This window comes from Pseudoxanthomonas mexicana (assembly GCF_046736355.1).
Classification (GTDB): domain Bacteria; phylum Pseudomonadota; class Gammaproteobacteria; order Xanthomonadales; family Xanthomonadaceae; genus Pseudoxanthomonas_A; species Pseudoxanthomonas_A mexicana_B.
Genome location: NZ_CP157201.1, coordinates 2,210,988 through 2,225,654 on the forward strand (window position 1 = coordinate 2,210,988; position 14,667 = coordinate 2,225,654).

Sequence of the window (14,667 nt, forward strand, 5' to 3'; positions counted from 1 at the left end):
GTTTCAGTGCGCGGAGTGCTGCGCGGCCACCAGCCGATCCAGCACCGACTTCAGCGCCAGCGGCCGCACCGGCTTGGCCAGCAGCGACAGGCCGGCCTCGTGGACGGCGCGGCGCACCGCCTCGGTCTGGTCGGCGCTGAGGATCAGGCAGGGCCGTTCGCCGAAGAGCGCGGACAACTCGCCGCGCAGCGCCACTCCGGTGTCGCCCTCGTCGAGGTGGTAGTCGAACAGCCACAGGTCCGCCGGCGCGTCCCGCAGCCGCGCCCGCGCCTGCGCGCGATCGGCGGCGGCGGCGACCTCGCAGCCCCAGCCTTCCAGCAGTTGCCGCAGCGCGACCAGCGCCTGCGCGTCGTTGTCCACCGCCAGCACGCGCCGTCCGGACAGGCCGGCGCGCACGGCCAGCCCGCCGGCTCCGCGCGCGGCCGCGACGATCGGCAGTTCGACCGCGAAGACGGTGCCGTGCCCGAGCCGGCTGCGCAGCGACAGCGGGATCTCCAGCAGCCGCGCGATGCGATCGGCGATCGACAGCCCCAGTCCCAGGCCCTGCCCCGGCGCGTCCTCGCCGCGGCGGAATTCCTCGAAGATGCTGCGCCGCTCGGCCTCGGCGATGCCCGGGCCGGTGTCATGCACCTCGATGCGCAGGCGCTGGCCGGCCACCCGTCGCGCGCCCAGCAGCACGCCGCCGGCGGCGGTGTAGCGCACCGCGTTGGCGAGGAAGTTCTGCAGCACGCGCCGCAGCAGTTGCGGGTCGCTGCGCACCCACAGCCGCGTGCTGCGGCAGCGGAACGCCAGCCCGCGCTCGCCCGCCAGCGCGGCGAACTCCGACGCCAGCGGCTCCAGCACCTCGGCCAGCGGGAAGTCGCGCGGCTGCGGCACCAGCCCGCCGGCCTTCAGCCGCGACATGTCGAGCAGGCCGGTCAGCAGGTCGGTGGTGGAATCGAGCGCGCCGCGGATCTGCTCGGCCGACGCGCGCTGGCGCGCATCGGCCAGTTGCTGCGCCAGCGCGTCGGTGAACAGGTGGGCGGCATGCAGCGGCTGCAGCAGGTCGTGGCCGATGGCGGTAAGGAAGCGGCTCTTGGCGTCGTTGGCGTGCTCGGCCTCGCGCTTGGCAGTCTCCAGCAGCGCGGTGCGCTCGGCCACGCGCTGCTCCAAAGTCTCGTTGGCGCGCTTGAGCGCGCGCTCGGCCTGGCGCGAGGCGGTCACGTCGGTGTAGGTGGCGACGAAGCCGCCGCCCGGCATCGGGTTGCCGCGGATCTCGACGATGCTGCCGTCCGGGAACACCCGCTCGGTCAGGTGCGGCGTGCCGGCGCGCATGAACGCCAGCCGCCGCTCCAGCGCGCGATCGTCGGCGCCGCGGTGTGGCATCCGCTGCAGCGCCCAGCGGGTCAGGTCGGCGATCGGCCGGCCGACCTGCAGCAGCTCGCCGGGGAAACCGAACATCTCCGCATAACGCCGGTTCCACGCCACCAGCCGCTGCTCGCGATCGACCACGCTGATGCCCTGGCTCATGTTGTGCAGCGCCGCCTCCAGCACCTGCTGGTTGAAGCGCAGGTCCTGCGAGACCTCGCCGACGATCGCGGCCACCGCGTCCAGTTCGCCGCTCTCGCGCCGCGCCGCGTCCAGCAGCAGGCGCGCCGAGGCCGAGCCCAGCACCGCCGACAGCTCGCGCTCCACGCCCTGCTCCAGCGCCGCCGGCACCGGGCCTTCGGCCGGCGCGTCGCGCAGCAGCTGCTCGACCCGTTCGCGGGCGAGGAAGCGCAGGCCCGCGTCCCGCAGTGTCTGCCGATCCAGGCGGCGGCCGCTGCGCCGCGGCGCATCGCCGCGCCAGGTCGCCAGCGCCCAGGTGACCACGATGCCGACGAACAGGCTGGCGCCGACCGCGCGCCCGAGCGGGCTCCAGCCGGTCAGCCCGAACAGCCCGTGCGGCGACAGCCACGATTGCCCGAGCGGCCCGGCGCGCATCCACACCGGTTCGCTGCCGGTCGCCACCGCGTACATCGGCACCAGCATCACCCATGCCCATACCGCGAACGCGGCGACGATGCCGGCGACCGCCGCGCGCGGCGGCGTCTGCGGCCGCCATACCGCGAAGCCCAGCGCCGGCGCCAGCGTGGCCAGCGCCGAGAACGACACCGCGCCGATGTCGGCCAGCGCATCGTTGCCGCTGTTGAAGCGGCTGTACGCCCACGCCAGCAGCATGATCGCCAGGATGCCGCCGCGCCGCAGCCGCAGCAGGTCGCCGCGGCGATCCCCGCCCTGCCCGCGCGACCACGCGCCGCGCAGCAGGCCCGGCGCGAACCAGTGGTTGCCGATCATCAGGCTCAGCGTCAGCGTGCTGACCACCACCATGCCGGTGGCCGCGCTCATGCCGCCCAGGAAGGCCAGCAGCGCCACGCCCTCGTGCCCCTGCGAGAACGGCAGCGCCAGCGCGTACATGTCCGACGGCACGGCGTCGCCCAGCAGCGCGGTGCCGGCGCGCGCCAGCGGCAGCGCCGGCAAGGCGATCAGCACCAGGTACAGCGGGAACTGCCAGCGCGCGGTGCGCACGTCGCGATCGTCGCGGCACTCGACCACGCCGACGTGGAACTGGTGCGGCAGGATGAACATCGCCAGCGCACCGAGCAGCACCAGCGGCGCGAATCCGCCGACCGGCTCCAGCGGCAGCGCCGGCGCCGGCGCGTCGGGCAGCGACTTCAACCCGAACCAGACGAACGCGCCCAGCGCCAGCATCGCCACCAGCTTGAACAGCGACTCGAACGCCATCGCCAGCACCAGTCCGCGGTTGTGCTCGGCCGCACTGGCACGGCGGGTGCCGAACAGCATCGCGAACAGCGCCATCGCCAGCGCCACGTACAGCGCGCTGTCGCGCCACAGCGGCACCGCGGCTTCCACCTGTCCGCTCGCCGCGGTCAGCGTCGCGAAGCTCATCGCGATGGCCTTGAGCTGCAGGGCGATGTAGGGAATCAGCCCGAGCGCGGCGACCAGGGTGACCGTGGCGGCCAGCCACGCATCCTTGCCCAGCCGGGTGGCGATGAGATCGGCCAGCGAGGTGGCGTTGCTCTCGCGCGCCAGCCGCACCAGCCGCATCATGAAGGCCACCGCCAGCGCGTAGAACAGGATCGCGCCGAGGAAGGTCGGCGGCAGCGGCCAGCCGTAGCGCGCGGCCTGGGTGACCGTGCCGTAGAACGTCCACGAGGTGCAGTGCACCGCCAGCGACAGCGAATACACGTGCCGCCAGTGCCGCGCGAACAGGTTGGGCCGCCGCTCGCCGTACAGCGCGGTGCCGAACATCAGCGCCAGCCACGCCAGGCTGGCCAGGGCGACGACCCAGAAGCTCAGCATGGATGGAACCGACGGAGGCCGAGCCAAAACCCCTGTAGAGCGGAGCTTGCTCCGCTGCTCCCGCCTCCGGAACCTGCGCAGCCGAGCAAGCTCGGCTCTACGACACCGCGAATCCCTGTAGAGCGGAGCTTGCTCCGCTCCCGGCTCCGGAACCCAAGCAGCCGAGCAAGCCCGGCCCTACGGCACCGCGAATCACCGACTTTTCCGGCAGGCTCCCCCATGCCATGAGCATAACGCGGCGACGGCGGGCTTTCGCCCGCCGTCGCCGGAGTCGCCTGCACCGCCGTCACCCGCTCAGAAATCGTAGCGGGCGGTCAGCGAGTACTGGCGCGGCGGGCCGTAGAAGCCGGTCAGCACGCCCAGGCCGGCGCTGACCAGGTTGTAGCCGGTGGTGCGGTATTCCTTGTCGGTCAGGTTGGAACCCTGCAACGAGAACGACCACGCATCATTGGCGCGCCAGATCACGCCGGCGCCGAGCAGGCCGTAACCGTCCTGCCGGATCGCCGGGCTCAGATCGGTGGTCGGCCATACCTCGGACTGGTAGGAATAACCCACGCGCGCGGACAGGTTGCCGCCGTTGGCCAGTTCGGTGCGGTATTCCACGTTCAGCGCACCCGAGAACTCCGGTGCGTTGGTGAAGTACTGGGTGTCGGCGATGTTGACGCCGGCGCTGATGAACTCGTCGTACTTGGCGTCCAGCCAGGCCAGGTTGCCGCTGATCAGCCAGTTGGCGGTCGGCAGGAACTGGTATTCCACTTCCAGGCCGTTGACCGTGCCCTTGCCGGCGTTGGTGAAGTCGCCGAAGAAGCCGCCTCCCGGCAATGCGGTGAACACCGAAAGCTGGATGTCCCTGTAGACGTTGTGGAACGCGGCCAGGTTGAGGAACAGGCGCTGGTCGAGCAGTCCCATCTTGGTGCCGATCTCGAAGCTGTCGACGCTCTCGTCGTCGAACGGCTCGCCCGAGCGCGGCACCGCGGTGGTGTTGGCCCGGATGTTGTAGCCGCCGGACTTGAATCCGCGCGAGGCCAGTGCGTAGGCCATGACATCCGGCGTGACCTGGTAGTCCAGCGAAATCTTGGGCGAGACGTTCTTGAAGTTGATGGTCTTGTCGAAGTTCGCCGCGACCGCGCCGTTCGGGCGGGTGAACGTGGCGTCCGTGTAGCCGATGTTGTAGGCGATGGCGTGCTTGTCCTCGTCGGTGTAGCGCGCGCCCACGTCCAGCTTCATCCGCTCGGTCAGGTCGAAGGTCCAGTCCGCATACGCGGCGAAGCTCGAGGTGTTGACCACGCCTTGGGTGTCGCCGAAGCTGAGGTTGAAGAAGTTGTTCAGCACCTGCCCGCCGGCGTCGCCGTCGAACCAGTACAGGCCCATCACGCCGCGGGCGCGGCCGCCGCCATCGTAGTTGGCCTGCAGTTCGTTGGTGACCTGCTGGTCGCTGTAGAACGCACGCACGTCGGCGATCATCTGCGGCAGCGTGTCGAAGTCGATGTTGGTCTCGGTATCCGACTCGCGCTTGGCGATGACGTACTTGAAGGTCCAGTCCTCGCCCGGGCGCCAGTTGACGGTGGCCGAGGCGCCCTTCATCGAGGTGTCGTTGACGTTCTTCATGCCGCTGCGGATGTCGTAGCGGTCGTCCAGCGGCGCGATGCCGGACACGGGGACCAGCACGTTGCCGTTCGCCGCCAGCATCCTGGCGCCGCGCACGCCGGACTGGTCGTCGATCCAGTCCAGCGCGAACTGCACGTCGAAGTCGTCGCCGGCGTAGGCGCCGAGCTGGAAGCGCGCGGCGTTGATCTCCTTGTCGCTGACGTCCTGGCCGGTATGGAGGTTGGTGCCGAAGCCGTCGCGGTTCATGCTGGCCACCGACACGCGCGCGCGCAGGCCGCTGTCGGCGCCGCCGATCGGGCCGCCGACGGCGGCCTTGGCGTCGAGCTGGTTGTAGTTGCCGACGGTGATCGAGGCGAAGCCCTCGGTTTCCTTCGGCAGCCCGCGCGAGATGTACTTGATCGCGCCGCCGATGGTGTTCTTGCCGTACAGCGTGCCCTGCGGGCCGCGCAGCACCTCGATGCGGCCGACGTCGAACACGTCCAGCAGCGCGCCCTGCGGACGGGCGATGTAGACGTCGTCCAGGTAGATGCCCACGCCCGGGTCCACGCCCCACAGCGGATCGGCCTGGCCGACGCCGCGGATGTAGGCGGTGGCGGTGCTGGTGGAGCCGCGCGCGGCGTAGATGGTCAGGTTGGGCACCTGCGCGTCGAGGTCGCCGATGTCGTTGACGTTGAGCTTCTCCAGCGTCTCCGGCGTGAACGCGGTGACCGCCACCGGCACTTCCTGCAGGGTCTCCTCGCGCTTGCGCGCGGTCACGGTGACGGCATCGAGCGTGGTGGCGGAACTGGCTGGCGTATCGCCGGCGGCGGCCGTGTCCTGCGACCACGCCAGCGGCGTGGACGACAACAGGATGCAGCCGATGGCCAGGCTCAGGTGCTTGCGCTTCATTGGGTCTCCCCTCCTCCCGGGTATGACGTGGCGGCGGACGAACGCCGCCGATTCGCAGGCAAGGCTAGACACCGGCCGCCGGCGCCGCACCTGTACCTTCGTACAGTGGGCCGGCGCATGGCGCGGTGCCGATACTCGCCGCCATTCCCGCGGCCCGCCGGCCGCCGCCTGTCACCCGGCGCGACGCCGAGGAGCCGTGATGTCCTTCCTGATCGTTCTGGCCGCGCTGTGCTTCCTGATGTTCGTGGCCTACCGCGGCTACAGCGTGATCCTGTTCGCGCCGATCGCCGCGCTCGGCGCGGTGCTGCTGACCGATCCCGCGCTGGTCGCGCCGATGTTCACCGGCCTGTTCATGGACAAGATGGTCGGCTTCCTCAAGCTGTACTTCCCGGTGTTCCTGCTCGGCGCGGTGTTCGGCAAGCTGATCGAGATCTCCGGCTTCTCCAAGTCGATCGTCGCGGCGACCATCCGCCTGCTCGGCGCGCAGCGCGCGATGCTGTCGATCGTGGTGGTCTGCGCGCTGCTGACCTACGGCGGCGTGTCGCTGTTCGTGGTGGTGTTCGCGGTGTACCCGTTCGCCGCCGAGCTGTTCCGCCAGAGCGACATCCCCAAGCGGCTGATCCCCGGCACCATCGCGCTGGGTGCGTTCACCTTCACGATGGACGCGCTGCCGGGCACGCCGCAGATCCAGAACATCATCCCGACCGCGTTCTTCGGCACCACCTCGTGGGCCGCGCCGGTGCTGGGCACGCTGGGCGGCGTGTTCATCCTGATCGTCGGCATGGGCTACCTGGAATGGCGCCGGCGCGCGGCGCTGCGCGCCGGCGAAGGCTACGGCGGCCAACTGCGCAACGAGCCCGAGCCGTTCCGCGGCGAGAAGCTCGCCCATCCGCTGATCGCGCTGCTGCCGCTGCTGCTGGTGGGCGTGGCCAACTTCGCCTTCACCCGCTGGATTCCCGAGTTCTATGGCGCGACGCAGTCGTTCGTACCGGCGGTCATCGGCAACCCGGCGCCGGTGGTGCAGGACGTGTCCAAGCTGGCGGCGATCTGGGCGGTGCTGGGCGCGCTGCTGGTCGGCATCCTGGCCGTGCTGGCGTTCGCCTGGCGCAGCGTATTCGCCAGCTTCGCCGAAGGCACGAAGAACGCCATCGGCGGCGCGCTGCTGGCGGCGATGAACACCGCCTCCGAATATGGCTTCGGCGCGGTGATCGCCGCGCTGCCGGGCTTCCTGGTGGTGGCCAACGCACTCGGCGCGATCCCCAACCCGCTGGTCAACGAGGCGATCTCGGTGACCACGCTGGCCGGCATCACCGGCTCGGCCTCCGGCGGCATGAGCATCGCGCTGGCGGCGATGGCCGACAGCTTCATCGCCAACGCCAACGCCGCCGGCATCCCGATGGACGTGCTGCACCGGGTCGCGTCGATGGCCTCCGGCGGCATGGACACGCTGCCGCACAACGGCGCGGTCATCACCCTGCTGGCGGTGACCGGCCTGACCCACCGGCAGTCCTACAAGGACATCTTCGCCATCACCCTGATCAAGACCGCCGCGGTATTCGTGATCATCGGCGTGTTCTACGCCACCGGCTGGGTTTGATATCCCCCTGTGCCACCGGCCGGTTGGCCGGCCTGTGCGGCGCGTCGCAATAATGCAGGCGGCACTTCGCCAATACTGCGCGGCCCGGGGGACATCAAGCAGGGATCATGGCCAGACGCCCACTCCATTTCCGGCTGTCCGGACTGCGCGAGCGCGCGCTGCTGGACGAGGCATCACTCGATGCGAACGCCGGCACATTTTCAGGCGATCAATCCCTCTCCTACTGGACCCGGCGCGCGCGTCCCGGCGCCGCCTCGCCGTCATCGCCTTCGTCGTCCCTTCCCGGGGATTCGCTGGCGGCGATGGAAGCGCGGGTTCGCCAGCGCCACCAGCAGTTGTACGGCACGCGCCGCCAGTCGCAGGCGCCGGACAAGGGCACCCCGGCCAATACAACCGCCGGGCAGGCGGCCACCGACGGCGGCGCACGCAGCATGGCCGGGCTGTCGGCGCCGCGACTGGTCACGCTGCCGGCGCCGCCGTTCGCGGTGCGCATGCTCAACCGCCTCAGCTATGGCGCCACCCCGGCCAGCATCAACGAGTTCAACGCGCTGGGCGGCAACGACCGGCAGCGCCTGGCCAACTACGTGGACTGGCAACTGGACTGGGACGCCATCAATGACGCCGCCCTGGACGCGCGCCTGGCCCAGGCCGGCTATACCACGCTGGGCAAGCCGCTGGCGCAGATGTGGAACGACCACACCAAGAACGATCCCGAGTACGCCGTGCGCATCCGCCCCGGCAACGAGGTGCAGCGCGCCGCCTTCGTGCGCGCAGTGCATTCGCGCCGGCAACTGCGCGAGGTGCTGGCCAATTTCTGGCACGACCACTTCAACGTGCTGGGCACCGACTACAGCGTCGGCTCGGTCCACGCGCACTATGATCGCGAGGTGATCCGCGCCCACGCCAAGGGCAACTTCCGCACGATGCTGGAAGAGGTCGCCAAGAGCACGGCGATGCTCTACTACCTGGACAACATCAACAATTCGCGCTCCGGCCCCAACGAGAACTTCGCCCGCGAACTGCTGGAACTGCACACGCTGGGCGCGGAGAACTACCTCGGCTTCATGGATCCGTTCCGGGTGCCGCCGTGCCCCGAGGATCCGTCCTACCCGATCGGCTACACCGACGTCGACGTCTACGAGACCGCCGCCGCCTTCACCGGCTGGTCGGCCAAGAACGGGCACTGGCAGTTCCCCACCGAGAACGACGGCACCTTCGTCTACCGCCAGTCCTGGCACGACGCCGGCCCCAAGTTCCTGCTCGGCATGACGCTCACGCCCGAGCAGCCGGCGATGAAGGACGGCCGCGACGTGCTCGACCGGCTGGCCAGCCACCCGCGCGTGGCGAAGTTCATCTGCGGCAAGCTGATCCGGCGCTTCGTCGGCGACACCCCGTCGCAGCCGCTGGTCGACAGCGCCGCGGCGATCTTCCGCGCCCACTGGCAGCATCCGAACCAGATCGAGATCACCCTGCGCCACATCCTCACCTCCGAGGACATGATCAACGGCTGGGGGCAGAAGAACCGCCGGCCGTTCGAGGCGGTCGTCGCGGCGATGCGCGCGCTCGGCCAGACCTGGACGCTGCGGCTGGATCACGACAAGAGCAACGAGTTCATGTGGCGGATGGGCTTCACCGGCCACGTCCCCTACAACTGGCCGGCGCCCAACGGCTATCCGGACACCGGCATCGCCTGGTCCGGGTCCAACTCGTTCGCGATGACCTGGAAATTGGTGAACTGGCTGACGGAAACGAAGGAAGGCGACGCCTTCCTCAGCCCGATTATCGATGCCACCCGCAGCGGCGTGGCTACGTGGACTGCTAGCAACCTGGTCACCTTCTGGTGCAACCGCATCCTCGGCTACCAGCCGGAAGCCGGACGCAAACAGACCCTGATCAACTTCATGGCGCAGAACGGCGATCCCGCCAGCTACGTCATCACCGACACCGATGCCTGGGCCGCCAGCGATCTGAAGCGCCACTACAACCACCAGCGCCTGCGCAGCATGGTCTCGCTGATCCTGATGTCCCCCGAGTTCATGAGCCGCTGAGGTCGAACCGATGAGCGATTTCAAACTGACCCGGCGCGAGTTCTTCAAGGGCTGCTGCAGCGCCGCGGTGGTCGGCGCGGCCGGCACGTCGATGATGTTCGCCGACGACGCCTTCGCCGCCGCCAACCCCTACGACACGGTGGTGCACCTGTTCCTGCGCGGCGGCCTGGACGGGCTGAACCTGGTCGTGCCGATCAGCGGGCAGGATCGCAGCCACTACGAGCAGGCGCGCCCCAATCTGCAGATCGCCGCCAGCGGCACGTACGGCGCGTTGCCGCTGACCCTGGCCGGCAATGCCGCCACCGGCTTCGGCCTGCATCCTTCCGCCAGCGGCCTGCGCGACCTGTGGAACGACGGCAGGCTGGCCATCGTCCACGCCTGCGGCATGGCCACCGCGGTCACCCGCAGCCACTTCGATGCCCAGCTCTACATCGATCTCGGCACGCCCGGAAAATACGGCTCGCCGACCGGCTGGATCACCCGGGCCTGGGAAACGCGGGCGGGCGGCACGACCGCCAGCCTGCCCTCGCTGGGCATCAGCGGCACGCGGCCGGCCAGCCTGCTGGGCGCCATCGACGGGCTGACCATGACCAGCCCGGCCGACTTCGCGCTCAACGCCGGCGCCTATGCCTGGCAGCGGATACGCAGCGATTCGCCGGCCGGCTTCCGCGGCCTCAACGAGACCCTGGCCGACCTGTGGGGCGGTCCCACCGGCTTGGGCGTCAACGGCAGCCGTGCCGACGCCGCGCTCAAGCTGATCAACCAGCAGGCCTACGCCAGCCTGCCGGCCAGCTGGCCCACCGGCACCTTCGCCCAGCAGTTGTGGACCATCGCCCAGTCGATCCGCTTCAACCTCGGCCTGCGCTACGCCACCCTCGACCTCGGCGGCTGGGACACGCACGAGGGCCAGGGCACCGCCGGCAGCGGCTACCACTATTACCAGAACAAGATCAGCGAACTGTCCACCGCGCTGTACGCCTTCTTCAACGAACTCAACGCCGGCGGGCAGATGTCGCGGGTGACGGTGGTCGTGCAGTCCGAGTTCGGCCGCCGCGTGCGCGCCAACGCCAACGGAGGCACCGACCACGGCTACGGCAATCCGCTGCTGGTGCTCGGCGGCCCGGTCAATGGCCGCAGGTTCTACGGCACCTGGATGGGGCTGAACCCGGAAACGCTGTCGGCCACCCACGGCGACGTGCCGGTCACCACCGACTACCGCCAGGTGTTCTCGGAAATCCTGATCCGCCGGATGGGCAACGCCAACCTGAGCCAGGTGTTCCCGGGCTACGCCGGCTATGCGCCGCTGGGCATCGTGCAGGGCGCCGACCTGGTGGCCAGATCCGAACCGCAGGCAGCGTCGATTCCCGCGCTGGCGGTGCCGGGTGCAGCGCCCGCTCTCGACGCATCGGCCGGACGCGCCGCGCCCGACTGGCAGCGCCGTGGCCCGGTGGACCGGGCGATCCTGCGCCGGGAACGCTAACCACCGAATCCTGCGCCCGTCGCGGCAGGCGCACTGCCATCACGCGATCCGGGCGCGCTTCAGGCTCAGGCGCCGCGCGCGTGCCAGGCCTTCAGCAGTTCCGCCTCTTTCTCGCGACTGATGCCGGCGCGCAGCTTGGCCTGGCGCTCGGCCGGCAGGCCGCGGAACCACGCCAGCAGATCGGCCACGGTGATAGCCAGCGGGCGGAAGGTCAGGCCGGCGGCGATGGCGCGCGCGTTGCTGACCGCGCCGTAGCCGGCGTACTCGCTGTCCTTCGACGGCACCCAGATCGGCAGGCCGACCTTGTGTTCTTCGAGGAACGACGGCGGTACGTGGGTCAGCGTCATGCCGCCGCCGGTCACGGCCTGGCAGCCGTGCAGCATCGCGTCCATGCCCAGCCGGTAGTCGGGGCCGCAGGCATTGAAGACGCCGTAGGTCCTGGCCTCGGCCAGCCGGATCATCCATTCGCCCAGGTCGCGGCCGTCGATGATCTGGATGGGATCGGCGCCGTCGCCCGGCACCAGGATTTCGCCGCCCTGCGCGACCCGGTGCGGCCAGTAGGTGAAACGGTCGGTCTCGTCGCGCGGACCGACGATGTAGCCCGGCCGCACGATGGTCACGCGCTCGCCGAACTGCCTGCGCGCCTCGGCCTCGCTCAGCGCCTTCAGCGGGCCGTAGAGGTTGCCGACGTCGGCGCGCAGCGACTCCTGCGTCTCGGCCATCGCGTCCTTGCCCTTGTACTGCGCCAGCGGCGCGTCCTCGGTGATGCCCGGCCTGCTGCCGTCGGCGTAGACCGAAATGGTGGAGATGAAGAGGTAATGGCCGACGTTGCCCTTCAGCACCTTGCCGGCGTCGCGCACCCAGAACGGCAGGCTGGTGGGATTGTCGACGCACACGTCCCATTTGCGACCCTTCAGCGATGCCAGGTCGCCGGTGTTGCGATCGCCGTTGAGTTGTTCCACTTCGCCCGGCCACTTCGGCGAGGGCCGCTGGCCGCGGTTGAACAGCGTGACCCTGTGGCCGCGCCTGAGCGCGTAGTCGACCTGGAACGGGCCGGTGAAGCCGGTGCCGCCCAGGATCAGGATGTCCAGCGGCCTGGCCGCCCTGGCGACCGGCCGGGCTTCATCGGCGGACGAGGCGAACGACGGCAGCGCGGCCGCGGCGGCGGCCAGTGCGCCCAGCTTGAACAGGTCGCGGCGGGTGGTGGTCATGTCGGCTCCAGGCAGGCCGGGATGGGAAGCTGCCTAGATAGCATCCCGGGCACGCGCCCTCCCATGCCGGAAGTCGCGGTGACCTTCTTCCTCCATCGCCGGTGGACGCCACATGCCGCATCTCTGTAGAGCCGAGCTTGCTCGACTGCCCTTCCATCCGGCATCAGGGAGCCGGGCAAGCTCGGCTCTACCGGAGAACACGCCGCCCTGCGGCCTCCGGGCAAGACCCAGGCAAACGGCCACGAAAAAGCGGGCTTGAAGCCCGCTTTTTCGTGACGCTTGCGATTGAGGCCGAGGCGCGGCTTATTCGGCCGACACGCCCTCGCCTTCCTCCACCGCCTTGATCGACAGGCGGATGCGGCCCTGCTTGTCGACTTCCAGCACCTTGACCTTGACCACGTCGCCTTCCTTCAGCGCATCGCTGACCTTCTCGACGCGGTCGTTGGAGATCTGCGACACGTGCACCAGGCCGTCCTTGCCCGGCAGGATGGTGACGAACGCACCGAAGTCCATGATCTTGGCGACCTTGCCCTCGTAGATGCGGCCCGGCTCGACGTCGGAGGTGATCTGCTCGATGCGCGCCTTGGCGGCCTGCGCGGCGGCGGCATTGACCGAGGCGATGACGATGGTGCCGTCGTCCTGGATGTCGATCTGGGTGCCGGTCTCCTTGGTGATGCCCTGGATGGTGGCGCCGCCCTTGCCGATGACCTCGCGGATCTTGTCCGGGTGGATCTTGATGGTCAGCAGGCGCGGGGCGAACTCGCTCAGCTCCTGGCGCGGCGCGGTCAGCGCATTGGCCATCTCGCCGAGGATGTGCAGTCGGCCGGTCTTGGCCTGCGCCAGGGCCTGCTTCATGATTTCCTCAGTGATGCCCTCGATCTTGATGTCCATCTGCAGGGCGGTCACGCCCTCGGCGGTGCCGGCGACCTTGAAGTCCATGTCGCCGAGGTGATCCTCGTCGCCCAGGATGTCGCTCAGCACGACGAAGTCGTCGCCTTCCTTGACGAGGCCCATCGCGATACCGGCCACCGGCGCCTTGATCGGCACGCCGGCATCCATCAGCGCCAGCGAGCTGCCGCACACCGAGGCCATCGACGAGGAGCCGTTGGACTCGGTGATTTCCGAGACCACGCGGATGGTGTACGGGAACTCCTCCAGCGACGGCATCACCGCCAGCACGCCGCGCTTGGCGAGGCGGCCGTGGCCGATTTCGCGGCGCTTCGGGCCCATCATGCGGCCGGCTTCACCGACCGAGTAAGGCGGGAAGTTGTAGTGGAACAGGAAGTTTTCCTTGTACTCGCCCGACACGGCGTCGATGATCTGGCCGTCGCGCGCGGTGCCCAGCGTGGTGACCACGATCGCCTGGGTCTCGCCGCGGGTGAACAGCGACGAGCCGTGGGTGCGCGGCAGCACGCCGACCTTGGAGGTGATCGGACGCACGTCGGCCAGGCCGCGGCCGTCGATGCGCACCTTGGTCTCCAGCACCGAGCGGCGCATGGTCTGGTATTCCTGCTCGCTGAATTCCTTGGACAGATCGCCGGCATTCCAGGCATTGGACTCGGCTTCCGGCGCCAGCGCGCCGAGGATGGCCTTCCTGAGGTTGGAGATGGTGTCGCGGCGCTCCAGCTTGTCGCGCACCTGGAAGGCGCCGGCCAGGCTGTCGCCCACGGCGTTGCGCAGCGCGGCGATCAGGCCTTCGTTCTTGACCGGCGGCTGCCAGTCCCACTTCGGCTTGCCGGCTTCGGCGACCAGCTCGTTGATGACCGCGATGACCTTCTGCATCTCGCGGTGGCCGAACATCACCGCGCCCAGCATGACGTCCTCAGACAGCTGGTCGGCTTCCGACTCGACCATCAGCACGGCGTTGGCGGTGCCGGCGACCACCAGCTCCAGCTTGGAATCCTTCAGCTCGCTGACGGTCGGGTTGAGCACGTACTGGCCGTTGACGTAGCCGACCTTGGCCGCGCCGATCGGGCCGTTGAACGGCGCGCCGGTCAGGGCGACCGCGGCCGAGGCGCCGATCAGCGCCGGGATGTCGCCGTCGATGTCCGGGTTCAGCGACATCACCGTGGCGATGACCTGCACTTCATTGCGGAATTCTTCCGGGAACAGCGGGCGCAGCGGGCGGTCGATCAGGCGCGAAATCAGCGTCTCCTTCTCGGTCGCGCGGCCCTCGCGCTTGAAGAAGCCGCCGGGGATGCGGCCGCCGGCGTAGAACTTCTCCTGGTAGTCCACCGTCAGCGGGAAGAAGTCCTGCCCTTCGCGCGCGTTCCTGGCGGCCACGGCGGTGACCAGCAGTACGGTGTCGTCCATCTTGACGAGGACGGCGCCGCCGGCCTGGCGGGCGATTTCGCCGGTCTCCAGGGTGACGGTGTGCTTGCCGTACTGGAAGGTTTTGGTGATTTTTGCCACGTTGATTCCTTAGCGTTCTAGCTTTTCGGGTTGGACCGCGCGCGACCCTTGTCGCGTCCGGCTGGCCGGCATGTCCGGCCG

General features: G+C 69.5%; 7 protein-coding genes. 3 read left to right on the top strand and 4 right to left on the bottom strand.

What is annotated here, in order from left to right; translation table 11 throughout:
* Positions 1-3: 3 nt before the first annotated feature.
* Positions 4-3,342 carry a PAS-domain containing protein gene (locus AAG688_RS10185; RefSeq protein WP_411832157.1) on the bottom strand — a complete coding sequence of 1,113 codons (3,339 nt, stop codon included), beginning with the start codon at positions 3,340-3,342 and terminating at the stop codon, positions 4-6.
* Positions 3,343-3,636: 294 nt separating this feature from the next.
* Positions 3,637-5,838, bottom strand: a complete 2,202-nt coding sequence (locus tag AAG688_RS10190; RefSeq protein WP_411832159.1) for a TonB-dependent receptor — start codon at positions 5,836-5,838, stop codon at positions 3,637-3,639.
* Positions 5,839-6,037: 199 nt separating this feature from the next.
* Here AAG688_RS10190 and AAG688_RS10195 point away from each other — a divergent pair, with 199 nt between their 5' ends.
* The 3 genes from AAG688_RS10195 to AAG688_RS10205 all read left to right on the top strand — a co-directional run bounded on the left by AAG688_RS10195 (position 6,038) and on the right by AAG688_RS10205 (position 10,963).
* Positions 6,038-7,435, top strand: coding sequence for a GntP family permease (locus tag AAG688_RS10195; protein WP_411832160.1), 1,398 nt, complete (start codon positions 6,038-6,040; stop codon positions 7,433-7,435).
* 107 nt (positions 7,436-7,542) lie between these two features.
* Positions 7,543-9,483, top strand: a complete 1,941-nt coding sequence (locus AAG688_RS10200) for a DUF1800 domain-containing protein (RefSeq protein ID WP_411832161.1) — start codon at positions 7,543-7,545, stop codon at positions 9,481-9,483.
* 10 nt (positions 9,484-9,493) lie between these two features.
* Entirely contained in the window at positions 9,494-10,963 is a 1,470-nt protein-coding gene (locus AAG688_RS10205) for a DUF1501 domain-containing protein (protein ID WP_411832162.1), read from the top strand.
* 65 nt (positions 10,964-11,028) lie between these two features.
* On the opposite strand, the gene AAG688_RS10210 is transcribed toward AAG688_RS10205, so the two are convergent.
* Positions 11,029-12,174: an NAD-dependent epimerase/dehydratase family protein gene (locus tag AAG688_RS10210; protein WP_411832163.1), complete on the bottom strand. Its 1,146-nt coding sequence runs from the start codon at positions 12,172-12,174 to the stop codon at positions 11,029-11,031.
* 303 nt (positions 12,175-12,477) lie between these two features.
* Positions 12,478-14,586, bottom strand: a complete 2,109-nt coding sequence (pnp, locus tag AAG688_RS10215; RefSeq protein ID WP_411832164.1) for a polyribonucleotide nucleotidyltransferase — start codon at positions 14,584-14,586, stop codon at positions 12,478-12,480.
* Positions 14,587-14,667 lie beyond the last annotated feature (81 nt).